This window comes from Epilithonimonas sp., assembly GCF_032054305.1.
Classification (GTDB): domain Bacteria; phylum Bacteroidota; class Bacteroidia; order Flavobacteriales; family Weeksellaceae; genus Epilithonimonas.
Genome location: NZ_DAMBSX010000004.1, coordinates 366,895 through 392,326 on the forward strand (window position 1 = coordinate 366,895; position 25,432 = coordinate 392,326).

General features: G+C 35.8%; 21 protein-coding genes. 16 read left to right on the forward strand and 5 right to left on the reverse strand.

Annotated features, from left to right (window positions below):
* Nucleotides 1-113 precede the first annotated feature (113 nt).
* The 4 genes from RTX21_RS10845 to RTX21_RS10860 all read left to right on the forward strand — a co-directional run bounded on the left by RTX21_RS10845 (nt 114) and on the right by RTX21_RS10860 (nt 1,911).
* Nucleotides 114-452: a hypothetical protein gene (locus tag RTX21_RS10845; protein WP_312767604.1), complete on the forward strand. Its 339-nt coding sequence runs from the start codon at nt 114-116 to the stop codon at nt 450-452.
* Entirely contained in the window at nt 452-1,066 is a 615-nt protein-coding gene (locus RTX21_RS10850) for a hypothetical protein (protein WP_312767605.1), read from the forward strand. The genes RTX21_RS10845 and RTX21_RS10850 overlap by 1 nt, the downstream gene beginning before the upstream one ends.
* A gap of 97 nt (nt 1,067-1,163) precedes the next feature.
* On the forward strand, nt 1,164-1,427 hold the full coding sequence (locus tag RTX21_RS10855) for a hypothetical protein (protein ID WP_312767607.1): 264 nt from the start codon (nt 1,164-1,166) through the stop codon (nt 1,425-1,427).
* Between the two features lie 145 nt (nt 1,428-1,572).
* Nucleotides 1,573-1,911 carry a hypothetical protein gene (locus tag RTX21_RS10860; protein WP_312767608.1) on the forward strand — a complete coding sequence of 113 codons (339 nt, stop codon included), beginning with the start codon at nt 1,573-1,575 and terminating at the stop codon, nt 1,909-1,911.
* Nucleotides 1,912-1,973: 62 nt separating this feature from the next.
* Here RTX21_RS10860 and RTX21_RS10865 read toward each other — a convergent pair whose 3' ends face one another.
* Complete coding sequence (locus RTX21_RS10865) at nt 1,974-4,085, reverse strand: hypothetical protein (protein ID WP_312767609.1); 2,112 nt, start codon at nt 4,083-4,085, stop codon at nt 1,974-1,976.
* A gap of 41 nt (nt 4,086-4,126) precedes the next feature.
* A complete protein-coding gene (locus RTX21_RS10870) occupies nt 4,127-4,918 on the reverse strand; it encodes a DUF2797 domain-containing protein (protein WP_312767610.1) in 792 nt (263 codons plus the stop codon).
* Between the two features lie 117 nt (nt 4,919-5,035).
* Between RTX21_RS10870 and RTX21_RS10875 the strand changes: the two genes are divergently transcribed.
* The 9 genes from RTX21_RS10875 (at nt 5,036) to msrA (ending at nt 18,551) form a co-directional block, all read left to right on the forward strand.
* Nucleotides 5,036-5,845 carry a T9SS type A sorting domain-containing protein gene (locus RTX21_RS10875; RefSeq protein ID WP_312767611.1) on the forward strand — a complete coding sequence of 270 codons (810 nt, stop codon included), beginning with the start codon at nt 5,036-5,038 and terminating at the stop codon, nt 5,843-5,845.
* A gap of 88 nt (nt 5,846-5,933) precedes the next feature.
* Nucleotides 5,934-6,962: a GDP-mannose 4,6-dehydratase gene (locus RTX21_RS10880; RefSeq protein ID WP_312767612.1), complete on the forward strand. Its 1,029-nt coding sequence runs from the start codon at nt 5,934-5,936 to the stop codon at nt 6,960-6,962.
* Between the two features lie 121 nt (nt 6,963-7,083).
* Nucleotides 7,084-7,305, forward strand: coding sequence for a DUF2795 domain-containing protein (locus RTX21_RS10885; protein ID WP_027382805.1), 222 nt, complete (start codon nt 7,084-7,086; stop codon nt 7,303-7,305).
* A 97-nt stretch (nt 7,306-7,402) separates the two neighbouring features.
* Nucleotides 7,403-10,474: a preprotein translocase subunit SecA gene (gene secA / locus RTX21_RS10890; RefSeq protein WP_312767613.1), complete on the forward strand. Its 3,072-nt coding sequence runs from the start codon at nt 7,403-7,405 to the stop codon at nt 10,472-10,474.
* A gap of 151 nt (nt 10,475-10,625) precedes the next feature.
* Nucleotides 10,626-12,788 carry a TonB-dependent siderophore receptor gene (locus tag RTX21_RS10895; RefSeq protein ID WP_312767614.1) on the forward strand — a complete coding sequence of 721 codons (2,163 nt, stop codon included), beginning with the start codon at nt 10,626-10,628 and terminating at the stop codon, nt 12,786-12,788.
* A gap of 56 nt (nt 12,789-12,844) precedes the next feature.
* The gene (locus RTX21_RS10900) at nt 12,845-14,050 is read left to right on the forward strand and encodes a PepSY-associated TM helix domain-containing protein (protein ID WP_312767615.1); all 1,206 of its coding nucleotides are present in this window, start codon (nt 12,845-12,847) and stop codon (nt 14,048-14,050) included.
* Between the two features lie 107 nt (nt 14,051-14,157).
* Nucleotides 14,158-16,752: a TonB-dependent receptor gene (locus RTX21_RS10905; RefSeq protein ID WP_312767617.1), complete on the forward strand. Its 2,595-nt coding sequence runs from the start codon at nt 14,158-14,160 to the stop codon at nt 16,750-16,752.
* A 79-nt stretch (nt 16,753-16,831) separates the two neighbouring features.
* A complete protein-coding gene (locus tag RTX21_RS10910) occupies nt 16,832-17,803 on the forward strand; it encodes an ROK family protein (protein WP_312767618.1) in 972 nt (323 codons plus the stop codon).
* Nucleotides 17,804-17,987: 184 nt separating this feature from the next.
* Nucleotides 17,988-18,551 (forward strand): peptide-methionine (S)-S-oxide reductase MsrA, encoded by a 564-nt coding sequence (gene msrA, locus RTX21_RS10915; protein ID WP_409414976.1) that lies wholly within the window; start codon nt 17,988-17,990, stop codon nt 18,549-18,551.
* Between the two features lie 25 nt (nt 18,552-18,576).
* On the opposite strand, the gene RTX21_RS10920 is transcribed toward msrA, so the two are convergent.
* Together RTX21_RS10920 and RTX21_RS10925 are read right to left on the reverse strand one after the other, a co-directional pair.
* Complete coding sequence (locus RTX21_RS10920; protein WP_409414977.1) at nt 18,577-19,482, reverse strand: DUF3078 domain-containing protein; 906 nt, start codon at nt 19,480-19,482, stop codon at nt 18,577-18,579.
* Between the two features lie 44 nt (nt 19,483-19,526).
* Nucleotides 19,527-20,633, reverse strand: a complete 1,107-nt coding sequence (locus RTX21_RS10925; protein ID WP_312767620.1) for a DUF3078 domain-containing protein — start codon at nt 20,631-20,633, stop codon at nt 19,527-19,529.
* Nucleotides 20,634-20,776: 143 nt separating this feature from the next.
* Here RTX21_RS10925 and RTX21_RS10930 point away from each other — a divergent pair, with 143 nt between their 5' ends.
* The 3 genes from RTX21_RS10930 (at nt 20,777) to gdhA (ending at nt 24,229) form a co-directional block, all read left to right on the forward strand.
* Entirely contained in the window at nt 20,777-21,550 is a 774-nt protein-coding gene (locus tag RTX21_RS10930; protein WP_312767621.1) for a rhomboid family intramembrane serine protease, read from the forward strand.
* Between the two features lie 30 nt (nt 21,551-21,580).
* A complete protein-coding gene (gene dprA / locus RTX21_RS10935) occupies nt 21,581-22,690 on the forward strand; it encodes a DNA-processing protein DprA (protein WP_312767622.1) in 1,110 nt (369 codons plus the stop codon).
* 180 nt (nt 22,691-22,870) lie between these two features.
* Nucleotides 22,871-24,229 (forward strand): NADP-specific glutamate dehydrogenase, encoded by a 1,359-nt coding sequence (gdhA, locus tag RTX21_RS10940; protein ID WP_312767623.1) that lies wholly within the window; start codon nt 22,871-22,873, stop codon nt 24,227-24,229.
* 73 nt (nt 24,230-24,302) lie between these two features.
* Here the strand turns inward: gdhA and RTX21_RS10945 are convergent, their stop codons facing one another.
* The gene (locus tag RTX21_RS10945; RefSeq protein ID WP_312767624.1) at nt 24,303-25,184 is read right to left on the reverse strand and encodes a cupin-like domain-containing protein; all 882 of its coding nucleotides are present in this window, start codon (nt 25,182-25,184) and stop codon (nt 24,303-24,305) included.
* Nucleotides 25,185-25,432 lie beyond the last annotated feature (248 nt).

A 25,432-nucleotide genomic window follows, 5' to 3' on the forward strand; every position in this document is an offset into this window, starting at 1 on the left:
GAACCGTTAATTATCTGACAAAGATACTATTTTTCAAAAAAATTAGTTTTAATTTTACAATCTTAAACTATGAACATTTGAAATTTAATTTCAAAATACAAGCCATTTTTTGTGTGCTTTTTCTTCTTTTACACTGTAAGGAGGACGATGCGTCTATTTTCCGTGCTTATGTGGAAGGAAAGATCACTTATTCGGATGCTAAGTTTCTGGAGAATCCCATTCATCTTGTAAAAGACAAAAAAATCATTGCAGAAACTTATCCGAAAGAAAGCGGAAGTTTTGTTTTGGCCGGACCTTATGACAAAGGTGCTTACAAATTTCAATTAAAGGATTTTAAAATCAAGTCTTTTTCTACGGATACAAAAGGTTGTAAAATATCAAGCGATTCTTTGAGCATTGAAATTCCTGATGGTATAACTTACGTTATTTTCAATGATATAACTTTGAAATAATGAAGAAAATTTTACTCTTTTCTTTTTCGTTAATTTCAATTGCAACTTTTTCTCAGAGAAGAAAAAAATATGATTGGACAGAAAACGTAAAATATTCCATCGAGCCGCATGTGAAGGTAATGACATCACTTGGAAACAATTTTCTGAAAGACACTTTCGATTATTTTTATGGTTTCGGAATCGGAGGAAGCATTAATCTTTACAAAGATTTCGGATTAGGTGTTGAGTACACTTATTTTCTGGCTAATATTAAAAGGCCGGAATTGTTCGGATATCTCGGTTCACCATCGATGAATAATTTTGACTGGTACGTTTTCCATCAGGACAAGATTACAGAAGATTTTTTTGTAGAAGAAATCGTAGGTTATAGCACTTACCGAATGAAAAGCCCTTATCTTGACAATTCCGGAAACTTCTCCGAAGGAAATGGCGGCTTGAATCTCGGTGCAAAAGCGATCTATACAATTGATGACAACGGCATACAACAGATTGTCCTTGCTACCAAACTTAATTTCTACAATTCTAAAATAGGAAATCAGAACCCTGGTATCGAGAAATATTATTCCAAAGCCACTTTGCTAAACATAGGCATAGCGTATCGTATTAATTTTTAAGCCGTTTTTAAGTTGTTATAATTTCTGGTTAAAGTTTTTTATTCTTAATTTTAGAATGATTTTTAATATAAATTTGTACAATCAAAACGACACTAAAATGAAAAATCTATTAACAGCTTTGCTTCTTACTTTCGGAGTGGGAATTGCAACTGCTCAAACAACAGCACCGGCTACTGCAAAAAAAGAGGCTAAAAAAACAGAAAAGAAAGCAACAAAATCTGTAGAAGCCCAAGCTGCAAAAGTAGCAAATACACCAGATGTTAAACTAAAAAAGGACGGTACACCAGACAAACGTTACAAGGCTGCCAAAACTTTGAAAAAAGACGGCACACCAGACAAACGTTATAAGGTCAACAAATAATTTTCCTAATTGATGAAGAAGAGAGGGGAAATTTAATTTTCATAACTTTTATTTTTTTTAAGACTTTGCACAACTTGTAAAGTCTTTTGTTTTTTTGGTTCGCGATTTGTTTATCTTTGATTACCAATCCTAAAAAAATATTGTTATGAGCCCAAAACCAATGCTAACGCTTTCTCAGGTTATGGAGAAACTGAGAGAAAAAGGAATCACAGATGAAGTCATAATGAATGACAAAAAACAATTTGTCATACAGGGTACAGAAAAAGCATACCACGCAGAGGACCTGAAAATCATTAGAACTTACCGATTTGAAGGAGCAAGTGACCCAGCCGACAATATCGCTTTATATTTGGTAGAAGATGTATATGGCAACAAAGCAATGATTATAGATTCTTACGGTGCGGATAGTAATTATGATGGTCAAGAATTTGATAATTTTATTAAATCCCTACCAACCGAAGAGAAAGAGGAATATGATTTTTAGAATCAGAATAATATAAAAAAGGAGCTCGAATTTTACAATTCGAGCTCCTTTTCTTTAGACAGTTATTTCTTTTTCCCAGAAATATTATTTTTAGCATCCTTTATTTTTTTATTAGTTTCTTTCACAGTCTTCTTCACATCATCTACATTTTCTTTCATTTTATCGACATTGATACTTATCAAAGTCTTTTTTAGACCATCTTCGATACCTTTCCAGAAAAGATTAAAGAAAGACCTTTCTTTGTTTCTTTCAACATGGACATCCACAGATTCCGGGAATTTTTCAGAGTTTTTTTTAACAATCAAATTAACGACTGCGGATAAGAATTTTTTCTTTTCCCTTGTTTTTTTATCAAGAAGGCTCACTTTCAAATCTTTGTGAGCAATCCTGAATTTCCCGTTCATAATATCATTATTCCCTTTGAAGTCAAAGTTAAGACTCGTGATGGTTCCTGTAGCAGAGACATTCAGGTAAGGTTTAATAAAAGGATTGATGTCGACAGCAGGCAGATCATCAATACTCCCAGCAATAGTGAAGTTATCATGCATATCAGATGTATTGAAACTCCAATTTACTTTCATGGGAGAAACATCCATAAACCTGCAGTTGATAGCAATCGGAACTTTTGTATTGGCTCCTTTTTGTTTGTTGGAATTGAGGTTTTTGACATCCATATTAAAATGAGTGAAAATAACTTTACCAGGACCATGTGAATCAGGCGTATCTTCTTCGTACACCAATTTTGACTGAATAAGATTCAGATTATCAACCACTAAAGGAAATTTTATTGTTCTCAGTAATTTGGAATAAAGCAGTTTTTCCTTCGGATTATCTTTCGGGATTTTGCTTCGGAAGATATTGGCGTCAACATTGGTCAGCTTTGCATTTTTCAGTTTGATATTGGGTTTGTCATTTTCGATTTTCCAATTAATTCCAAAAAACTGGATTCTGTTGGCGGAAATGTCAAAAAGGTCATTTTCCATAGGAATCATTCTTACAAACTCAGCCCTTGATACTTTTGGTTTTAATTTAAAATTCTTTAAATCAATGTTTTGCGAAGATATTTCGAAGCTTGACAGATTCATGTTATAATATTTTCCGGCATCATAAAAAAACTGATTTCCAGAAACTTTATAATCTTTGTAAGTGAAGGGGATTTTGTTTTTTGAAGTTTCTTCATTTATCACAAACTCTTTCAAATTCGCATCGAATTTTGCCAAGGAAAGTGACTTATTTCCGTTTGATCTTAGAATAGAAAATTGTCCATTTTTAATATCGAAGTTTTCAAAATCTATATTAAAGTTTGACTTTTCTTTATTTGACTTAACAACATTGTTATCACGATTTTGTAAAATAAAAATCGGGTCAGTAACCTGAGCGTTTTTGAAACTTAGTTTTGTCTTATTAAATACCAAATCGTTGAAAGAAATACTCTTACTTTTGATATCGAAAAGCGTCTTTTGAGTTTTGAAATTCTGTTCCCAGTTTTTAAAATCCATCAATGGTTTTAATTCAAAATCATTGATTGTCAATTTTCCATCATTGGTAATGACTTGAGAAGAATTGATGGAATATGCCGGACTCAGCAAAAAGAAGAAATCATTAGCCGTAATTTTGTAACTGTCTAAAGCAAACGGCAATTCGCTAGGGTTATCATTAAGGCTTAAATTCTTAACATTAAGATTCAGCTTTCTTGATGAAAAATATTTAACATTATTAAATTGTTCTATATCAATATTTCCGTTCTCTATTTCAATATTTTTTATGAAAAAAGGTGTAGCTTCTTTTGCAATTTTTTTCGCTTTCGGTTTGGATAATCTAACTTTTAAATTGGGATTGATGAGCTTAATAGAATTAGCCTCGATTTGGTTATTTCTCAAAAATCCAATCATACCTAATCTACTGATATTCAATCCATCCAAATCCCCATCGAGAACTACACTTTCAAGATTATCCGGTTGTTTAGTTTTGATTTTAATTTGGTTGGCAGAAATGCTTCCAGTTAGTATTTCGACATTCAGAGACTGGTAAGTAATCTCGTAAGGCGTTTTAGTTTTGAGATAATCCGGTAATTTATATTTGAGCCAAAGACTGAACCCGATATTCAGTAAAACTATGAGAATCAAAACACTCCCAAGAACGATTGCGGTAATTTTCAGTAGTTTTTTTATCATAGATGTTATTTATCATTTGACTACTAAAAACCATTCCAAAGTTATATACTGAGTTCAATCACATAGCCTTCGTGTCCTCTTACATTGATAAAGTCGCCACCTTCAAAAGAAAGATATTGTCCTTTAATACCTTTCAAAACCCCATTGAATTCTGGTTTTTTATCCAATGTGAAAACATTGATTTTCTCTGGTTTCTCATAAGGAAAATCAAGCTTCACGACATTGTCTTCAGTCACTGCAAACTTTTTAAAATCATTGGGGAAATAGTGTGCAATCTTATTTCGAAAATCGATTAAGTCCAAAGCATCTTCATAATCATCCTGAAGCATTTTTTTCGGATTGGTTTTGTCTGCAATATGTTTTTTCAGCTCAACCTCAATCATTCCTGCTTCATAGCGATTTTCTGTCACAGCAATCGGCAAAGCGAAAGTCGCGCCTTGATCTATCCAACGTGTGGGGATCTGATGAGTTCTTGTTACACCAACTTTTACATCACCAGTGTAAGCCAGATAAACAATATGCGGAACCAACTGGATTTCTTTTTCAATTTCCAGATCACGTTCTGCAATTCCGAGATGTGCAGTTGACAACTCCGGACGAATAATCGTGTCACTCGCATAAGGACTTTCAAAAAAACATTTTTTACAAAATCCCATTCGGTAGATTTTCTCATCACTTCCGCAATTAATACACTGGTAACCTATATGCTTGATATGTAACTCTTTTCCAAAAAGCTGATTCATATTAATCAAATCATTTTTCAGGTTGAGATAATACTGAATCGGTTGTCCGTTTTGGGAAATCATTTTTAGGATCTGTCCAGAGAATTGCATTTTGTTCGGGATTAAAAATTTGGATTAAAAATAGACATTATTAATTAATTTCCAATGATATCAAATTTGCCAGTTTAAAATTAAATAATATATTTGTCACCCTTTAAAACATTTTATATGAAAAATATTTATGCATTTTTATCATTATTGGTAACATCTTTCATTTTTGCACAAACGACGATTTATTCTGAGAACTTTGGTAATCCAACTGCTACAACTTTGCTTACAGCTTATACTGGTTATCAGAACAGTTCTCCTATTGCATATTCTGGAACAGCAGATGTGAGAACTTCTACACCATCAGACTATACCGGAGCTAGTGGGCAGGGCTGCGTGTTCATTGGCGCAGTTACAGCATCTTCCGGGAATCCTGCTAAAACACTTATCATTAGTGGCATCAATACAACAGGATATACGGATTTGACGCTTTCTTTTGGCCATCAGAAAGGAACTAATGTGAGCAGCAATGAATTAAAAGTAGAAGTAAGTTCTAATGGAACAGACTGGACCCCTCTTACTTATACAAGACCAACCGGCTCAGGGACTTCTATCTGGTTAGTAATTACACCGACAGGAACAATCCCTGCAACATCTAACCTTTCTATAAGATTTACAAATCCATTAGATTCCAATGTTGGTTTCCGAGTGGATGATGTGAAACTGACAGGAAATCAGACTCTTGCTGTGAATAGTGTAAAAAAAGAGTATTTCAACATTTATCCTACAGTTGTAAGCAACGGGATTATTTGTGTTACTTCTGCAAGCAAGCAAACTAAAAAGGTAAATATCTATGATTCTTCTGCAAAACTAGTAATTAGCAGAGGAACTGATAAAGAAATCAATGTTTCTAATCTTCCTAAAGGAACTTATATCATGAATGTAGAGGAAAACGGTGTAGTGGAATCTAAAAAGTTTATTATCAAATAATATACATTAATGATATTGAAAAAAAGAATCCCCATTTTAAGAGATTCTTTTTTTGTTTAATTCTTATATTCGCAACACAATTGATTTTATGAACTATCTTGTAACTGGCGGCAGTGGATTTATAGGTTCTCATCTGGTAGAACAGCTTTTGAAAAATGGACATTCTGTCATTAATGTTGACAATTTTGATATTTTTTACGATTACAAAATAAAAATCAAAAATTCTTTGGAATCTTTAGATTTGAATCAGGAATTCAGTTTTTCTGAAAAAGAAACTGACATTCAAAATTTAATGATACAAATAAAAGCAGATAATTACCAACTTTATTATCAGGATATTCGAGATAAGCAGGGCTTAGAAGATATTTTCCGTAATCATAAAATCGATCTGGTTGTTCATCTTGCAGCTTTAGCAGGTGTCCGTCCATCTATTGAACGACCTTTGGAATATGAAGAGGTTAACATCCGTGGAACTCAGAATCTTTGGGAACTTTGTAAGGAATTTGGAATCAAAAATTTTTTATGCGCCTCATCTTCAAGCGTTTATGGGAATAATGAAAAGATTCCGTTCTCTGAAACCGATAACGTTGACAATCCCATTTCACCTTACGCTGCCACTAAAAAATGTGGAGAAATCCTGGGACATGTTTATCATAGTCTTTATAATATAGATATGATCCAATTGAGATTCTTTACTGTTTATGGGCCTAGACAAAGGCCAGATCTGGCAATTCACAAATTCACAAAGTTGATATCGGAAAATCAAGAGATTCATTTCTACGGCGATGGTTCCACAGCTAGAGATTATACTTTCATTGATGATATTATTGACGGGATTCTAAAATCAATAAAATATCTGGAAAATAACGAAAATGTCTATGAGATCATCAATCTTGGAGAAAGCGAAGTAGTAACTTTAAACGAGATGCTTTCTGTTCTCGAAGATACAATTGGCAAGAAAGCCAATAAAAAAATGCTGCCAATGCAACCAGGAGATGTCTTAAAAACCAATGCGGACATTACAAAAGCCCGTTCACTTATAGGATATTCTCCAAGTACAAACTTCCAAAATGGCATAAAAAAATTTGTGGAATGGTTTTTGGGAAATCCGCACTAATATTCTTTAATCGCAAATAAGTTTAAATACCAAATAAAATTATTTTTAAATATTATTGAAAATCAATAGAAAAGTATATAAAATATCACCTAATTTTTTACTTTTGCAAAAAATTTAAATTATGTATTGGACATTAGAATTAGCATCATATCTTAGCGATGCACCTTGGCCGATGACCAAGGCAGAATTGATTGACTACGCCATCAGAACGGGAGCTCCTATGGAAGTTGTAGAAAACCTACAAGCTATCGAGGATGAAGGAGAGATCTATGATGCGATAGACGAGATCTGGAGCGATTATCCTACAGATGAGGATTATCTTTGGAACGAAGACGAGTATTAATCGTCATAAGCTTTACATCAAAGCTTCAAAATATATAACACAACAAGTGTAATTCAAACGCTTTGAACTTTGATTTCAAAGCACAAATCAGAAATTTATGAGTTTTTTAAATACCGTTCTTAAAAGTTTTTTGGGAGACAAAAATGCAAAAGATTTAAAAGAAGTAAAAAAAGTTGTCGCAAAAATCAAAGCAGTAGAATCTGGAATCCAAACATTATCTGATGATGGACTTAGAGATAAAACAGCAGAATTTAAAGAGAAGATAAAGTCTGCGACTGCCAAGTTTACAACCCAAATAGACGAGATAAAAGAGCAAATAAAAAACTCTACAAACGTTGACGAAAAAGAATCACTTTTCAACAAGATCGAGGGTCTTAAAAAAGAGTCTTATGAAGTTGAAGAAAAAGTTCTTAATGAAATCCTCCCGGAAGCATTTGCTTTGGTGAAGGAAACATCAAGACGTTTGGCACAAAATGGAGAAATCCGTGTTAAGGCAAATGACAAAGACCGTCAGCTTGCTGCAACAAAAGATTTTGTTTCTGTTGAAGGCGATATTGCAATCTGGAAAAACTCTTGGGACGCGGCTGGAACACCTGTTGTTTGGGACATGGTCCACTATGATACCCAGTTTATTGGTGGTGTCGTATTGCACTCAGGGAAAATTTCAGAAATGGCAACGGGTGAAGGTAAAACTTTGGTTGGAACATTGCCGATCTATCTTAATGCTTTGCCTGGAAGAGGTGTCCACGTAGTAACAGTAAATGATTATTTGGCAAAACGTGACTCGGCTTGGATGGGCCCATTATACCAATTCCACGGAATGTCTATCGATTGTATCGATCTTCATCAGCCTAACTCAGACTCCAGAAGAAAAGCTTATCAATCTGATATTGTTTACGGAACTAATAACGAATTTGGCTTCGATTACTTAAGAGATAACATGGTAACCAATCCTACCGAATTAGTTCAGGGGGAATTGAATTTCGCTATTGTCGATGAGGTTGACTCTGTTTTGATTGATGATGCAAGAACGCCATTGATCATCTCCGGTCCCGTTCCTCAAGGTGACAGACAGGAATTCGATGTTCTTAAACCTTCAATAGATAGAATTGTCGAAGTTCAGAAAAAAACTGTTTCCACGATTTTTAATGAAGCTAAAAAATTAATCGCCAACGGAAATACAAAAGAAGGCGGATTCAAATTACTTCAGGCCTACAGAGGTCTTCCTAAAAACAGACAATTGATCAAATTCTTGTCAGAAAGCGGAAACCGAGCCTTGTTACAAAAAGTTGAAGGTCAGTATATGGCGGACAATAACCGCGACATGCCAATTGTTGATAAAGACCTTTACTTTGTAATCGATGAGAAGAATAATCAAATCGATTTGACAGACAAGGGTGTAGAATATATGTCTGCAGGTAACGAAGATTCTCAATTTTTTGTTTTAACCGACATTGCTACAGAAATCGCTGAATTGGAAAAGAAGAACCTTTCTAAGGAAGAAGAATTCGCTGCGAAAGAAGAACTATACAGAGATTTTGCTGTTAAGTCTGAGCGTATTCACACGATGAATCAATTACTTAAAGCTTATACATTATTCGAAAAAGATGATGAATATGTTGTAATTGACGGCGAGGTGAAAATCGTTGACGAGCAGACAGGTCGTATCATGGACGGTCGCCGTTATTCGGATGGACTTCATCAGGCGATCGAGGCCAAAGAAAATGTAAAAATCGAAGCGGCAACTCAAACGTTTGCAACGATTACTTTACAAAACTACTTCCGTATGTATAACAAGTTAGCTGGTATGACCGGTACTGCGGAAACTGAAGCTGGAGAATTCTGGCAGATTTACAAATTGGATGTTGTGGTAATTCCTACCAACAGACCAATCCAGAGAGATGACAGACAAGATCTGGTTTTCAAAACCAATCGTGAAAAATACAATGCAGTAATTGAAGAGATTGAAAAGCTAACCTCAGCAGGAAGACCTGTTTTGGTGGGCACGACTTCGGTGGAGATTTCCCAATTGCTTTCCAGAGCATTGCAATTAAGAAAGATCCAACACCAAGTTCTTAACGCGAAACTTCACAAGAAGGAGGCTGAAATTGTAGCTGGTGCTGGTGGACCTGGCGTTGTAACGATCGCAACGAATATGGCTGGTAGAGGTACCGATATCAAATTGAAATCTGAAGTTAAAGATGCCGGAGGTTTGGCAATTATCGGAACAGAAAGACACGATTCTCGTCGTGTGGACAGACAGTTGAGAGGTAGAGCTGGTCGTCAGGGAGATCCGGGAAGTTCTCAGTTCTATGTATCTCTTGAAGATAACTTGATGCGTCTTTTCGGTTCTGAAAGAATCGCTAAAATGATGGACAGAATGGGTCATAAGGAAGGTGAAGTAATCCAGCATTCTATGATTTCCAAGTCTATCGAAAGAGCTCAGAAAAAAGTGGAGGAAAATAACTTCGGTGTCAGAAAGAGATTGCTTGAGTATGATGACGTAATGAACAAGCAGCGTGATGTCATCTACAAAAGAAGAAAGAATGCCTTGTTCGGAGACCATTTGAAGTATGACATCGTGAATATGATTTATGATACGGCTGCTGCGATTGTTTCACAGACCAAAGCAACAGGAAATTACAAAGATTTCGAATTCGAAATCATCAAGCATTTCACAATGGAAGCTCCTGTGAATGAGTCAGAATTCGGAAATACTCAGATTCCTGCTCTTACAGATATTGTTTTCAAAAAAGCAAAAGAAGATTATGATTTGAGATTGAATCTTCTTAAAGAAAAAGCATATCCAATCATCGAGAATGTATTCCTTAACCAAGGCTCTATGTTCAAGATGATTCAGGTTCCTTTCACAGACGGAAGCAAAACTATGACTATCGTTACTGATTTGAAGGAAGCTTATGAAACGAAATGTGAATCATTGATCACAGATTTCGAAAAAAATATTTCATTAGCAATCATCGATGAAAACTGGAAAACCCACTTGAGAGAAATGGATGATTTAAGACGCTCATCGCAAGGTGCGGTTTACGAACAGAAAGATCCATTGGTAATTTACAAACAAGAATCTTTCTACTTGTTTAGCGAGATGGTTGACAAAGTGAATAAGGAGATTGTTTCTTTCTTATATAAAGGAGAAATCCCGGCTTAAGAATAAAATTCACAACTTATAAAAATTATTAATCCTGTTGAGTAATCAGCAGGATTTTTATTTGGAATAATTCTTAATAATCTGATAAAAATCACAATTGTTGTTAATTTAGAACAATTAAAAATAATATATTTGCACAAAATTATTCCTAATGAAGAAAATTATTGTGAGTGCTGTGGTTTTGGTTTCTACTTTTGCTTATGCACAGGAAAGTGATACAATTAAATCAAATAATATTGATGAGGTAATACTTAATAAATATTATAAAAAATATAATGAAAAAGAAGGGTCATCTTCACTCCGATTAAATGAAGAACTCATCAAAATACCTCAAAACATTACAATAATTACCAATAGAGCATTAGAAGATCAGCAGGTAACGACTCTCAGTGATGGGGTTTTAAGAAATGTTGCGGGAGCACAAAGGTTAGAGCATTGGGGTGATATGTATACTAGAGTAAATATGAGAGGTTCTCGTGCAGAAGCTTTTTTTAATGGTGTTAATGTAACGACTCCTTGGGGTCCATTAAGTGAAGATATGAGCTATGTTGATCACATAGAATTTGTAAAAGGTCCTTCTGGTTTTTTAATGTCAAATGGCGAACCTAGCGGAATTTACAATGTTGTTACAAAAAAACCAACAGGAAAAGATTTTAATGGATCTGCTCGTGTTACTCTCGGAAGCTTTGATATGTATAGAGGAGAAGCTGATTTTGATTCTAAATTATCAGATAAAGTGGCATTCCGTCTTAATTTAATGGCTCAAAATAAAAATAGTTTTCGAAAATATGAATTCAATGATAGATATATTATAAATCCTTCCATTAAGGTTGACTTGACTGATCAGACAACATTAGTTGCTGAGTATATATATCAAAAAGCCAAATCATCAGAGGTAGGTTCTTCATATGTATATTCTTTTGATGGATATGGAACAAAACCTGTTGATTATACTGTATCAGATCCTGGAATTGCTCCTACAAATATTAATGATCATACAGCTAATATTAATTTGCAACATAAATTTAGTTCAGATTGGAAGCTAACTGCACAATTGACATATATGAATAATCACACATTAGGAAGTGATATTTGGCCAGGAATATTTGACCAGGCAACAGGCTATATGATTAGAGGTCTTTATTTTTGGGAAGCTAGCAATGTAATGAAATTTGGTCAAGTTTTCTTAAATGGATACGAAAAAACAGGTAACGTTTCCCACAAAATCCTTGCTGGTTTGGATTTAGGGTCCAAAAAATATTTGGCTGACTGGAATCAGGGAGGTGCATTAGACTTACTTACTAAACCTTTTGATACGAACTCAAATATTTATACTCCACCAAGTGCCGGATATCCAACTTTTGATGGAAGTGTCCCTTTGGAACAAAGAGCAAATCCTTGGGGAACTATTAGTCAAAATTATAATGGTATTTATTTACAAGATGAGCTAGGATTCTTAGAAGATAAATTGAGACTGACTCTTGCTGCAAGGTATACTAATGTGACTCAACAAGCATACGGAGCCGCAGAGCAAAAAGGAGAGAAAATAACACCTCGCTTTGGTTTAAGCTATTCATTAGATCAGAATACATCTGCCTATGCATTGTTTGATCAAGCATTTGTTCCTCAGGCGGGATTATTTAGAGATGGCTCTACAGCAAAACCAATTACCGGAAATAATTTTGAAATTGGTTTTAAGAAGGATTGGGCTGCTGGAAAGTGGAATACTACTCTATCATTATATAACATTAACAAGAGAAATGCTATTACTGGAGACCCAACAGATCCTTCCGGAATCTATTCGGTTTTCTTAGGAAAAACTAGAGCTCAAGGAGTTGAATTTGATTTGAAAGGAGAGGTTGTTAAAGGATTTAATGCAATTTTCAATTATGCTTTCACGGAAAACAAATATACAGAGACAACATCCTCTGCTATAAAAGGAGAAAGAATTCCTGGTTATGCTAAACATACTATGAATGGATGGTTAAATTATACTTTTACCCAAGAGAATTTCTTAAAAGGATTTGGTTTGACATTTGGAGGAACATTTTTAGCCGATAGAAGTACTTGGGACTGGGGAAGCACAAATTCGCCATTAGAAATGAATGATTACATAAAGTTTGATGCAGGAATGTCTTGGGAAGATTCTAAAATAAGATTGAACCTGAATGTATTCAATGTATTTAATAGATATTTATATAGTGGTAGTGGATATAGTTTCTTGCAAGCCGATGGGTTGACATACAAAGGAGGTTATTACTATCAGGCAGAAGCACCAAGAAACTGGAGGCTTTCTATTGCTTACAAATTCTAAAATTCTAATTTTACTATTCCCGAAAGATTTTCAGGAATAGTTTTTTTATTTAAAAAATGCGGAAAAAACACCATCATAAAAAGAAACCAGGATTTTTCAAAAAATGGTCAGCCAAACTACATCTGTGGTTTGGCTTATCCATTGGTATTCTCATATTTATTATTTCGATTACTGGTGCGCTCTATGTGTTCAAAGATGAGATAGAAAACTTTACCCGTAAAGAATATATCTACCACAACGAACAAAACATAGAGTCCAAAAAAGTGATTCCTATCCGGGAGCTGGAAAAATTGGTCGACCACCAAACCAAAGAAAAATACCCGATTCATTGGGTCAACATTCCGATTGACAAAAAAATGTCCTATCAGTTTTACTGGTACGAACATCAACCAGACCAATGGAATTATTTTGACGAATTTCCGATTTACAAATTAGCATACGTCAATCCATACACAGGAAAAGTTCTGCAGGTTTATGACGAGAAAAACGGTTTCTTCGCCATTGTAAAATCTATCCATTGGAGTTTCCTTCTGAAGCAAGACTGGGGAACTTATGTCGTCGGGATTCCTGTTATTATTTTTTTGATAATGTTAATCACAGGAATTGTGCTTTGGTGGCCAAAAAACAAAGCCGCAAGAAAACAACGTTTCAAATTCCAATGGAAAAACACGACACAGTGGAAACGTAAGAATTATGATTTGCACAATATTCTTGGCTTCTACTCTTCAATTTTTGCTTTGATTCTGACGATTACAGGATTGTTCTACGCATTTTTTGTGGTTCAGGCTTCCATCTATTACATCTTTTCGGGTGGAGAAACAGCTTACCCTGATTTTTCTAAAATCACGACAAAAGCATCTATTGAAATGAGAACCGACAAAACATTGGACAAAATTTCCAATAAGGTCAAAGAACTTTATCCCAATGCATATGGCTTTTCTTTAGATTTGGGACATCCTCATATCGATGACCACGAGCATCCGCATTTCGAAGTATATGTAAAACATCTTTCTTACTCTTATCACAAAAGCAGCAGCTTGATTTTTGATGAGAATTCCGGAGAATTGCTTCATACGCACGACCCGAAAGATAAAAATTTTGGAGAGAAAACCGTTGCTGCAAATTATGACATTCACGTTGGAGCAATATTAGGATTGCCTACAAAAATTATTGCTTTTATTGTAAGTTTAATAATAGCATCGATGCCTGTCACTGGATTTATGATCTGGTGGGGAAGAAGAAAGAAAATACAAACCAAATAATTGATAACAAAAACCTGAATTTAATCATCCAGGTTTTTTGTTAAATTTAATTCATACTGTTTTGGTATGAATTTGTAAATATATACTTTTGCTCATTATTAAAAACTATGAGCAGAAACTCGACTATTCTAAAAAAGGTACTATTCATCTTTTTTATCTTTTCAATGACTTATTCCTTCGCACAGAATTCCATTTACGGAAAAGTGCTGGACAGCATCAATAATAGACCAATCAACTTCGTCAGAATCACTTCAAAATCAAATAAACAATTATCTCTGCAAACGGATGACAACGGAAATTTTGTTTTAGAAAATACGACTGTTTTTCCATCTGAATTAAAAATTCAGAAAAAAGGATTTGAAACGAGATTCTATCCAATAAAAGAAAATTTAACTGATACTTTAATAATTAAACTTCTTCCAAACGATGTAGTAATCACAGAAGTAGTTGTAACTGCAAGACGAAGAGAAGAAACGGCGCAACAAGTTCCAATTCCAATCAATGTAATTTCGGGTAAAAAAGCGGAAGAAACCGGCGCATTCAATGTCAATAGATTGAAAGAACTGGTTCCCTCTGTTCAATTTTACAGCTCAACTCCTAGAAATACGAGCCTCAACATCAGAGGATTGGGTTCTACTTTTGGTTTGACGAATGACGGACTCGATCCAGGTGTTGGATTTTACGTTGATGGTGTTTATTATGCAAGACCGGCAGCTACAACTTTAGACTTTGTAGATATTGAAAGAATCGAGGTTTTACGTGGTCCACAGGGAACATTGTTTGGCAAGAATACAACAGCAGGGACTTTCAATGTAACTACAAAACAGCCAAGTTTTACAACTGGAGGAACAGCAGAAATCAGTTATGGAAATTACGGATTTATTCAAGCTAAAACATCTGTGACCGGAGCAATTACGGATAAATTCGCGAATAGATTTTCTGCATCCGGAACGCATAGGGATGGAACAATTTATAATTCGAGGACCAATCAGGACTTGAATGATATTAATTCAATCGCCATCAGAGACCAATTGTTATACAAACCCAATGATAATTTGAAATTCATCCTTACAGGAGATTACAACAGATTGCGCGCAAATGGTTATGCGCAAGTGATTGCGGGAGTTGTCACTACGAAAAGAGCGGCTTACAGACAATTCGGCAATATTATTTCTGACCTTGGTTATACTTTGCCAAAGATTGACCCCTTCAATAGAACAGTTGACACAGATACACCTTGGAAAGCTGAACAAGATATGGGCGGAATCTCTTTGAATACTGAATATAATTTAGGAAAAGGAAAAATCGTCTCGACCTCAGCGTGGAGATTCTGGAACTGGAATCCTTCGAATGACAGAGATTTTACGGGACTTTCGGCATTGGCAAAATCACAGGCGCCAAGTAAACATCAGCAATGGAGTCAGGAAATCCGCTGGTCTGGAAATTTCAATGAAAAAATAAGCGGCATTTTTGGTGTTTTCGGAATCTGGCAAAGATTGAGAGCCGACAAAAACGGACAAATCGAAGAAGCAGGAAAAGACCAATGGCGTTTCTCTTTGAACTCAACAGACCCAGTAGTAGTTAATAGATGGAAAACGCCTGGACTTTTGGAAGGATACGGAATCAAGTCTTATCCAAGTCTCAACTCCTTCAGTGGAGCGGTATTTGGACAGCTGGATTGGAGCTTTACCGAAAAACTTAGTTTACTTCCGGGAGTTAGAATTAATTATGATAAAAAAGAGATCGATTTCAAAAGAATCACTTACGGCGGATTAGAAATAACCGAAACTACACAGAATGGACAGGCATTAACCACAATTAAAAACTCAGTTTACAGCAATCAGGAATTCAACGCATCGATTGATGATACCAATTTTTCTGGTCAAATGACATTGGCATTCAAACCAACCAAAAACTATAATTTTTTCGGAACTTTTTCAACAGGCTTCAAACCTGTGGGATTAAATCTCGGTGGACTTCCTACAGAAAATGGAAGAGTGATGACAGAGCTGGCTGTAGTAAAGCCGGAAAGAATTCTACATTATGAAATCGGGCTTAAATCTCAACCTCTTAAAAATTTAATTTTCAATTTAACGGTTTATAATTCTGATATTAAGGACTATCAAATACAAGTTCAGGCAGAAAGTCTACAGCTTAACAGAGGTTATCTTGCCAATGCAGAAAAAGTACAAGTACGAGGAATTGAGACTGATATTTCTTACTCATTCAGCAATTTATATTTTTATTCTAATTTGGCTTACACGGAAGCGATTTATAAAAAATTTACCAATGCACCTCCAGCGTTGGAAGATACAGGCGGTCCAAATTATGTTGATATTTCCGGAGGTGTTCTTCCTGGCGTTTCAAAATGGGCAGGTTCTACAGGTGGCGAATTTAATTTCTCGGGTAAATTATTCGATTACACGGGAGATTATTTCTTTGCTTTAGACAGCTATTACCGGTCGACATTTTCATCAAGCCCTACTCCATCACAATTTTTGAATATTCCCGGTTATGCCTTATTCAATTCCAGATTTGGTTTTCGTGTTAAAAAAGGTGTGACAACTTATCTTTGGGTAAGGAATATTCTTGATAAAGATTATTTTGAGCAATTGCTTCCCGGCGCTGGAAATGCAGGACATTATGCCGCTGTTTTAGGTGACTCGAGAACTTACGGCGTAACAGTAAAATTCAATTTTTAATTTTTTAAAATTAATTTAATATCTGATACATATTAATCTGATTTTCCATAAATTTAGACTCTTAAAAATTAAAAATATAATGTCATTAATCGATTTGTCTAAACAAATAGCTATAGGAATAGATATTGGCGGCACTAATACCAAGTTTGGTTTGGTCAACCATCGCGGAGAGATCCTGGCGAAAGGAAGTATAAAAACTGAAGAATATAAGGAAGTAGAAGATTTTATCGATGCTCTATATACCAACATCAAGCCTCTGATTGATGAAGCAAGTCACAACACCACTTTGGATGGCATAGGCGTTGGAGCGCCGAATGCCAACTACTTCAAAGGTACCATTGAACTTGCTCCGAACCTGCCTTGGAAAGGTGTAGTTCCTTTTGCTGAATTAATGAAAGAGAAATTCGGTGTTCCTTGCAAAATGACTAATGATGCCAATGCTGCCGCTTTGGGTGAAATGATGTTTGGTGCGGCAAGGGGAATGAAGGATTTCATCATGATCACGCTTGGAACAGGTGTTGGAAGCGGAATTATCAGTGGCGGAAACCTGATCTACGGACACGATGGATTTGCCGGAGAATTGGGACATACGATTGTGAAACCAGGCGGAAGAAAACACTGGAGTACCGGATCTGAGGGAAGCCTTGAGGCTTATGCTTCTGCAACAGGAATTGCTATTACGGCAAAAAAATTCCGTGCAGAGTTCCCGGATTCTATGCTGAATCAATATCCTGAAGAATCTATCAATTCCAAAACCGTTTTCGAATGTGCTGAAAAAGGAGACCCGACAGCCGTCGAAGTTTTCAGATATACAGGTCAAAAATTAGGTGAAGCTTTGGCCAACTTTGTCATGTTCTCTTCTCCGGAAGCAATATTATTATTTGGCGGTGTGATCAAAGCCGGAGATTTCCTGCTAAAACCTGCCAAATTACACATGGAAAGAAACCTGCTTCCCATCTTCCGCTCAAAAGTAAAATTAGTTTTCAGCGAACTGGATGAAGCAGATGCAGCCATACTTGGAGCAAGTGCTCTTGTATGGGAAAATAAATAATTGATATTCACAGATCCTTTGATGTTTCTTTTTGATAGGAATAATTTTTGCTATTGATGACAAGGAAAATCAAAGGATTTTTTCTTCCCAGAAAATGAATCGCTATTTATTATTAATACTCAGTTTTTTTCTTATCAACTGCAATGGGCAGGAGAAAAAGACAAAACCCTTAACAAATCAAAAAATGGATAAAAACAATTTGGAATTCGCCACTTTGGCAGGTGGATGTTTTTGGTGTGTGGAAAGTTGTTTTCATATGCTGAAAGGGGTGGACTCTGTGATTTCCGGATACTCCGGAGGACACAAAGATAATCCGACCTATGAAGAAGTCTGTACAGGAACAACTGGTCACGCAGAAGTTGTTCAGATTGCATTTGACCCAAAAATCATTTCTTACAAACAACTATTGGAGGTATTTTGGTTTCTTCATAATCCGACCACGCTTAACAGACAAGGTAACGATATTGGAACGCAATACAGGTCAGCAATTTTCTATCATTCTGAAAAACAAAAACAAGAAGCGGAAGAATCTCTGAAAGAATCCGAAGCAAAGCAAGAATGGAACGGAAAATATGTCACCGAGATTGTTCCTTTCAAAAAATTCTGGTCAGCGGAAGCTTACCATCAGGGATATTACAATGCTAACCCCACGCAGCCATATTGCAGTGCTGTTGTAGGACCTAAGATCCAGAAATTCAAAAAGCATTTTGGAGAATTAGGTTGGTTAAACGAAAAAGTGGAGCATTAACTCCACTTTTTTATTTTAGGAAATTCTATTTCCAACCTTGATTACGTTTATCTTCTGAACGTTTTTTCCCGTTATCTATATTATAAGCTAAACCAATTCCCAGAGTTTGTTTCAACTGCGTTTTCTTGATTTGATTATGATCATAAAGCAAATCCAAAGTCACGTTTGTTGAAATATATTTGTTGACCTTCATATTAAGAATTCCGCCGTACGAGAGCACCAATCTTTCCGGATGGTCAAGATAATTGGAAAAAACGGAAGCTGTATTCTGTAAAGTGATATTTTCCATTAATTTTACTTTGTACTGCGCTGTTCCCAGGAATCCAAATTGAAACAACATAGAATCTCCATCATTTTTCAATCCGTAGTTTCCAGCGTATTGCAGATATTTGTCAAGAACAAAAGTAAATCTTGCATTGGCAGGCCTAAGTGTCATGGTAAAATTGTCACTGGGTTTATAAGTAAAACCAGCTCCTAGATTTACATATCCCGGTGCCATGAAATTAGAGATCTTGGATGCATCAGGGTTATTCCCATCTTCATAGCCTGGCGCAAATTGTGTAATCAAACCGGCTCCGACAGATGCGTACCAGTTATCAGATATCTTTCTTCCGTAATTGGTAGAAAGGTTGATCACGTCCTGCGTTTTCCTGTTTCCAACACCTTGGGTATTATTCATGCCATAACCCAGAATGATGATGTTCTCCCAAAGGTCTTTGTCTTTTTCGTAAGTTAGATTGTAATTAATTCCCGCTTGCCAACCAATGTTGTTGGCGCCTCCGGCTACCCAATTGGAGAAAGCGGATTGATTGAGCATCAATGTATTCTGTCCAATTACAGACCAAGCTTTTACGGAATCCTGAACAGGCTGCTCTTGCGCATAGGAATTGAAAGCCAACATAAGGCTTCCAAAGAATAGTATTTTCTTCATATGTATTTGTTTTCTGGACAAATATAATGAAATACTGTGGAGAATTATTTCACAAAAGGATTGATAACGCCAGTTTTGCTGTCTCTTTCTACCTTATAACCTAGATTGTATGTCACACCTACGCCCAAAGTTTGCTTTCTTTGCAGTTTTTGGATCTGGTCGTGGTCGTACATCACGTCTATGGTCACAGAAGTTGTGATATATTTGTTGAATTTCAGGTTTAGTGCGCCACTGTAATTGATATCTACACGTTCCGAGTGTTCCAGATAGTTGCTAAAGAAATTGATCTGGTTTACATAGGTTGCATCTTTAAAAAGTTTGATCTTATAAAGAATATTCAACATTGTACCAAGCTCGGCTCTCAGACTTTGCCCATCTCTTTCCAGACCGTAATTGCCCTTGGTCTGTAGCTTCTCATCCAAAACAAAAGTAAACTTTCCATTCAAAGGCCTTAATATAACTTGGAAGTTATCATTAGGATTATATGAAAAACCAAGACCTAAATTAAGATAACCAGGTGCCATAAATTTTGAGATCCTATCATCATAGACTGGGTCCGGTGTTGAAGAATAATTGAATCCCGGAGTAAATTGTGACAAAAACTGGAACCCGGTAGATAGATAGTAGTGCTGGGCCAACTCGTATCCATAATTGGTCATGATATTGATATAATCATCCGTCTTCCTGGTAGATTGACCTGTAGAAGAAACAAAGCCATAGCCTAACTGAATATTATTATCCAGATAATGCTTGTTCTTTTTGTAAACGATGTTATAATTGACTTTCCCGATAACGCCAATATTATTATTTCCTCCGGCATACCAATTTGCAAACGATGACTGATTGAAAACCAATGTATTTTGTCCAAAGATAAACCAGCGTTTCAGGGTTGGTAAAGTCAGGATGGATGATGGAGTCAGAGGGCTTGAGTCATCATTTGGTACAACTACAATGCTATTATTGATCTTTACCTCATCACTTTTCAATGATTTGACATCAATAAGCCTTGGGTTGGAAAGGCTATCGAGGTCTATAGATGTAGAGTCCCATTTTTTCTGACTAATAGAATCAATTATTCTTTGATAATCAGTTACCTGAGCATTAAAAAAAACGCTCAAAATCAGGACAAATAACACCAATACCTTTTTCATTAAAATCTAATTTTGAACAAAAATAATAAAACTAAATTTCACAGAATCTGCCTTTATAACCAAATTCATATTATTTGACCTCAATTTTACAGACAAAATTACCTTTTTTCATAATTGGCTGTAAAATTGAGAATCTAAAACCAATGTTTTTAAAATCCTTCAATTTGCGATCTATTTTGGTGCCAATTATTATGTTGGTACTGATGTGGAGTTTTTTTCTGTTACAAAATATTGGATTTTTCCAAGGTTGTAATGGTGCATTGATTCCACTGATGCCGGAAGGACTGAAAGGTGTTCTCCTTGCACCACTTTTACACGGAAGCTTGGATCATATTATCGGAAACTCTATGCCGATTGCTATTCTCTTATTTTTATTATTTGAATTTTATCCCAAAATTGCCTACAGAATTTTCCTTATTGGTTGGATTGCTTCAGGTTTGTTGGTTTGGATGTTGCCACCAATCGATATTACAACGGGAGAATGGAGCTACAGCTGCATCATCGGAGCCAGTGGATTGGTTTACATGCTGGCATTTTTCATTTTTTTCAGCGGTGTTTTCCGTTGGAATATGAAATTGTTGACCATTTCTATGGTTGTGGCTTTATATTACGGAAGTTTGATATGGGGAATTTTCCCGGAAGAATTTTTCTCAAATCTGGAAGAGCCGAGCAGAATCAGCTGGCAATCACATTTGGCCGGAAGTATCACAGGAATTATTTTAGCTATTATTTTTAGAAAGATTGGCGATAGAAAGAAGAAATATATTTGGGAATTCCCGAATTATTATAATGAAAAAGATGACAAGATCTGGCAAGAATATATGGCAAATCATCCCGAAGATTTCGAAGAATTACCTCAACTGAAACAAGAATCTATTTGGGATTATTTGGATGAGATTCGGAAAAACGAAAAATAATTCTTAATTTGGTCATAACACAAATGACCTATGATTTCCGAAGAATATCTTTACATTCTTGCGCTGAAACAGTGCAAAAACATTGGCAACATCAATCTTAAAAAGTTGATAAACCACATCGGCTCCGCCAAAAAAGTTTGGGATTCTTCTCCCAAATCTCTCCTTTCAACAACTGGAATTGGTAAACATACCATTCAGAATATTGGTAATAAAGATTTTATACTCATTGCAGAAAAAGAAATTAAACTCTGCGAAAAGCATGGCATCAGCATTATTTCTCAAAATGATGAACTCTATCCAAAACATCTTTTGAATTGTGATGATGCTCCAGTTCTTCTGTTCTACAAAGGAAATTTGAATCCTGACAAAAATCCGATCAGCATCGTTGGAACTAGGAAAATGACTGCTTATGGAAAGAGTTTTATCCAAGAGTTGCTTTCTGGATTATCTAATTCTAAGGTTTCTACGATCAGCGGTTTAGCTTTGGGCGTAGATTCTTGCGTTCACGAGGAATCTCTTAAAAATCAAATTCCTACAATCGCTGTTTTAGCACAAGGTTTAAGTTCCATTTATCCAGCAAAGAATAAAACTTTGGCCAATAAAATTCTTGAAAATAATGGCGCACTCGTTACCGAATATGCTACGTTTGAAGGAATGGCAAAGGAAAATTTTTTGCAAAGAAATAGAATCATTGCAGGATTTTCTCCTAATCTTATTGTCGTAGAAACGGCTTATGGCGGAGGTTCTGTTACGACTGTTAATTTTGCAAACCAATATAATCGTGATGTTTATGCTTTGCCTGGAAGAATCACCGACGTTTTTAGCCAGGGCTGCAATCAACTGATATCTCTTAACAAGGCTGAAACCATTGTTGATATCAGTACTTTGATGAAAAATCTGAATTTTGTTCCTCAGCCTGAACTTTTCCCAAAGGAAAAACCGAAGATTATGCTAGATCCGGATAAAAAAGAACACCAGATGATTTTAGACATTATTGAGGGCAATGAACCCATATCCTTGGATGATATCGCCGAAAAATCGGGCGTTTTACATCATAAACTTTTGCCAATTCTCTTAGATCTAGAGATTTATGGCCATATAAAATGCCTTTCCGGTAGACAATACCTGATTGATCGATAAAATCATCATTTCGGAAATTTGAAGTAAATTAACATTAAATTTAAGAATCATTAATACAAAAATCATAATTATGCATTATGCAAATACTTTAATGATTATCCTTAAATTTTCGATAAAAAACAAAATATTACTTGCGAAATTCGAAAATAAAATTAAATTTGTTGTCATAATTATAGAACAATGGAACACTATAACGTTGAGCAAAAGATTCAGGAATTTATGGCGAAAATTGAGGCCAAGAATCCTAATGAACCAGAATTTATCCAAGCAGTAAAAGAAGTGGCGGTTACCGTGATCCCTTTCATCGCTACAAGAAAAGAATATACCGGAATGAAGCTCCTGGAGAGAATGGCAGAACCGGAAAGAGTGATCATTTTCCGTGTGCCGTGGATTGATGACAATGGAGAGATCCAGGTCAACAGAGGTTTCAGAATCCAGATGAATTCTGCGATCGGACCTTATAAAGGAGGAATCAGATTTCACCCGACGGTTAATCTTAGCGTTTTGAAATTCTTAGCTTTTGAACAGGTTTTCAAAAATAGCTTGACCACACTTCCGATGGGCGGTGGAAAAGGAGGTTCTGATTTTGACCCGCAAGGGAAATCTGACATGGAAGTAATGCGTTTCTGCCAGGCATTCATGATGGAACTTTGCAAACATATTGGACCTGAGACTGATGTTCCTGCCGGAGATATCGGCGTTGGTGCAAGAGAGATCGGATATCTTTTCGGGATGTATAAAAAAATAAGAAATGAGTTTACCGGAGTTTTGACAGGAAAAGGCCTGGCTTATGGTGGATCTCTCATCAGACCGGAAGCAACGGGTTATGGTGTAGTTTATTTTGCTGAGCAAATGTTGAAAACCATCAACGAATCCATTGCTGGTAAAACAGTTGTTGTTTCAGGATTCGGGAATGTAGCCTGGGGTGTTATCAAGAAGATCAATGACCTTGGCGGAAAAGTGGTTACCATTTCTGGGCCAGATGGTTACATCTATGATAAAGATGGAATTTCCGGAGAAAAGATCGAATATCTTTTAGAGCTAAGAGCTTCCGGAAATAACAGAGCTGAGGATTATGCGAAAAAATATCCTGAAGCAGAATTCTTCGCAGGAAAAAGACCGTGGGAGGTGAAGTGTGATATAGCCTTCCCTTCTGCAACTCAGAACGAATTGGATCTTGAGGATGCGATCAAGCTGGTAGCAAACGGATGTCTTTGTGTAACAGAAGCAGCGAATATGCCTTCTACGTTGGAGGCGATCAACTATTTCCTGGACAACAAAGTTCTTTTTTCTCCTGGAAAAGCATCCAACGCTGGTGGTGTTGCCACTTCCGGGTTGGAAATGACACAAAACTCGATCAGGCTTAACTGGAGTTCAGAAGAAGTAGATGCAAGATTGAAGGAGATCATGATCGGAATTCACAAAGCTTGTAGAGATTATGGAAAAGAAGAGGATGGTTATGTAAATTACGTAAAAGGCGCAAATATCGCGGGTTTCGTAAAAGTAGCTGAGGCAATGTTAGCTCAAGGTGTAGTTTAAAACCAAATCACTTTGATATAAAAAAATGCAACTAAGTAATTTAGTTGCATTTTTTATTTATGGTTATTTGAGACTATCTTGGCAAACCTCTTTTTAAAGCATAATTGGCTCTTTCGATAGCTTTTTTCTCTTTCCAGTTCATATAATTGGCTTTGAAATTTTTCTTCATAAAATTATCAAAGCCTCTTTGAACCGTAAGATTCCAAAGTGAGTGAGCTTTTACCGCCCAACTTTTGTCCCATGCTCTAAGTGAAATGGAGAAACTCCCGTCCAGATATTTCATCCAATGCCACCAACCTGTTGGCATGAACAAAGTGTCACCGTGCTCCAGAAAACATTCGATACCTTCGATACCATCTAGCGCAGGGAATTTTTCGAAATCCGGATTTTCTATATCAAAATCTTCCAAAGCATAAGTTGCATACGGAAGCTGATAAAGCCTTTCTTTCCATTTGTAATCGAATAGCAGGATATGTTTTCTGCCATTGAAGTGTGTATGGAAAATATGAGCCATATCAATATCATAATGAAGGAATGTCACAGAACCTTTTCCTCCGAAAAACATACTAGGATATTTGTCCAGAAAACCACCCATCAATTCTTTGGGAGAAATATAGTCATTCAGTATTTTGGGGGCATGTTTTATAGGATCGAAGAAAAAAATCCTGAGGTCTGTGGGCTCTCTTTGTATCAGATCGATGTAATCTGCAAACTTCATTTCTGTCGTTGGCGTATTGATAGGTGCTGCAGGGTCAGCTTTAGCACTATCATACAAAGGAACGGTAACATCTCCTACAACCTCCTTTATATATTCCATCGTCCATTTTTGATAGGCCGGCCATTTTCTGGCCATATTTTTTATCACGACCGGTTTGCGTGGTTTCAGGTATTTTTCAAAGAATTCTTCTTTGGTGATATCATCTACAATATCGATAGGTTTTAGAGTGATTCCCATATTAACTCAATATTAATGTGCAAATTTATTAAATTTTACAATTGCCCTGGAAAAAAATACTTTACTATTTATATTCATTATAAATAATAGGGATTTATTTTATAAATCATTTCTCTTCATTATAAGACAAATGAATGTCTGGTACCCATCCAAAGGCGTTTTAATAAAGAAAGTACATTTAACTTTTGAATTTTTTATCACTCCAACAAAAAACTTGTAACATTTTGTAAAGTTTTTCTACTAATGTT

What these genes read in the sequence shown, in the direction of transcription:
- RTX21_RS10850 (WP_312767605.1), top strand. Translation starts at nt 452, where the DNA reads ATGAAGAAAATTTTACTCTTTTCTTTTTCGTTAATTTCAATTGCAACT.
- RTX21_RS10855 (WP_312767607.1), top strand. Translation starts at nt 1,164, where the DNA reads ATGAAAAATCTATTAACAGCTTTGCTTCTTACTTTCGGAGTGGGAATT.
- RTX21_RS10860 (WP_312767608.1), top strand. Translation starts at nt 1,573, where the DNA reads ATGAGCCCAAAACCAATGCTAACGCTTTCTCAGGTTATGGAGAAACTG.
- RTX21_RS10865 (WP_312767609.1), bottom strand. Translation starts at nt 4,085, where the DNA reads ATGATAAAAAAACTACTGAAAATTACCGCAATCGTTCTTGGGAGTGTT.
- RTX21_RS10870 (WP_312767610.1), bottom strand. Translation starts at nt 4,918, where the DNA reads ATGCAATTCTCTGGACAGATCCTAAAAATGATTTCCCAAAACGGACAA.
- RTX21_RS10875 (WP_312767611.1), top strand. Translation starts at nt 5,036, where the DNA reads ATGAAAAATATTTATGCATTTTTATCATTATTGGTAACATCTTTCATT.
- RTX21_RS10880 (WP_312767612.1), top strand. Translation starts at nt 5,934, where the DNA reads ATGAACTATCTTGTAACTGGCGGCAGTGGATTTATAGGTTCTCATCTG.
- RTX21_RS10885 (WP_027382805.1), top strand. Translation starts at nt 7,084, where the DNA reads ATGTATTGGACATTAGAATTAGCATCATATCTTAGCGATGCACCTTGG.
- secA (WP_312767613.1), top strand. Translation starts at nt 7,403, where the DNA reads ATGAGTTTTTTAAATACCGTTCTTAAAAGTTTTTTGGGAGACAAAAAT.
- RTX21_RS10895 (WP_312767614.1), top strand. Translation starts at nt 10,626, where the DNA reads ATGAAGAAAATTATTGTGAGTGCTGTGGTTTTGGTTTCTACTTTTGCT.
- RTX21_RS10900 (WP_312767615.1), top strand. Translation starts at nt 12,845, where the DNA reads ATGCGGAAAAAACACCATCATAAAAAGAAACCAGGATTTTTCAAAAAA.
- RTX21_RS10905 (WP_312767617.1), top strand. Translation starts at nt 14,158, where the DNA reads ATGAGCAGAAACTCGACTATTCTAAAAAAGGTACTATTCATCTTTTTT.
- RTX21_RS10910 (WP_312767618.1), top strand. Translation starts at nt 16,832, where the DNA reads ATGTCATTAATCGATTTGTCTAAACAAATAGCTATAGGAATAGATATT.
- msrA (WP_409414976.1), top strand. Translation starts at nt 17,988, where the DNA reads ATGGATAAAAACAATTTGGAATTCGCCACTTTGGCAGGTGGATGTTTT.
- RTX21_RS10920 (WP_409414977.1), bottom strand. Translation starts at nt 19,482, where the DNA reads ATGAAGAAAATACTATTCTTTGGAAGCCTTATGTTGGCTTTCAATTCC.
- RTX21_RS10925 (WP_312767620.1), bottom strand. Translation starts at nt 20,633, where the DNA reads ATGAAAAAGGTATTGGTGTTATTTGTCCTGATTTTGAGCGTTTTTTTT.
- RTX21_RS10930 (WP_312767621.1), top strand. Translation starts at nt 20,777, where the DNA reads ATGTTTTTAAAATCCTTCAATTTGCGATCTATTTTGGTGCCAATTATT.
- dprA (WP_312767622.1), top strand. Translation starts at nt 21,581, where the DNA reads ATGATTTCCGAAGAATATCTTTACATTCTTGCGCTGAAACAGTGCAAA.
- gdhA (WP_312767623.1), top strand. Translation starts at nt 22,871, where the DNA reads ATGGAACACTATAACGTTGAGCAAAAGATTCAGGAATTTATGGCGAAA.
- RTX21_RS10945 (WP_312767624.1), bottom strand. Translation starts at nt 25,184, where the DNA reads ATGGGAATCACTCTAAAACCTATCGATATTGTAGATGATATCACCAAA.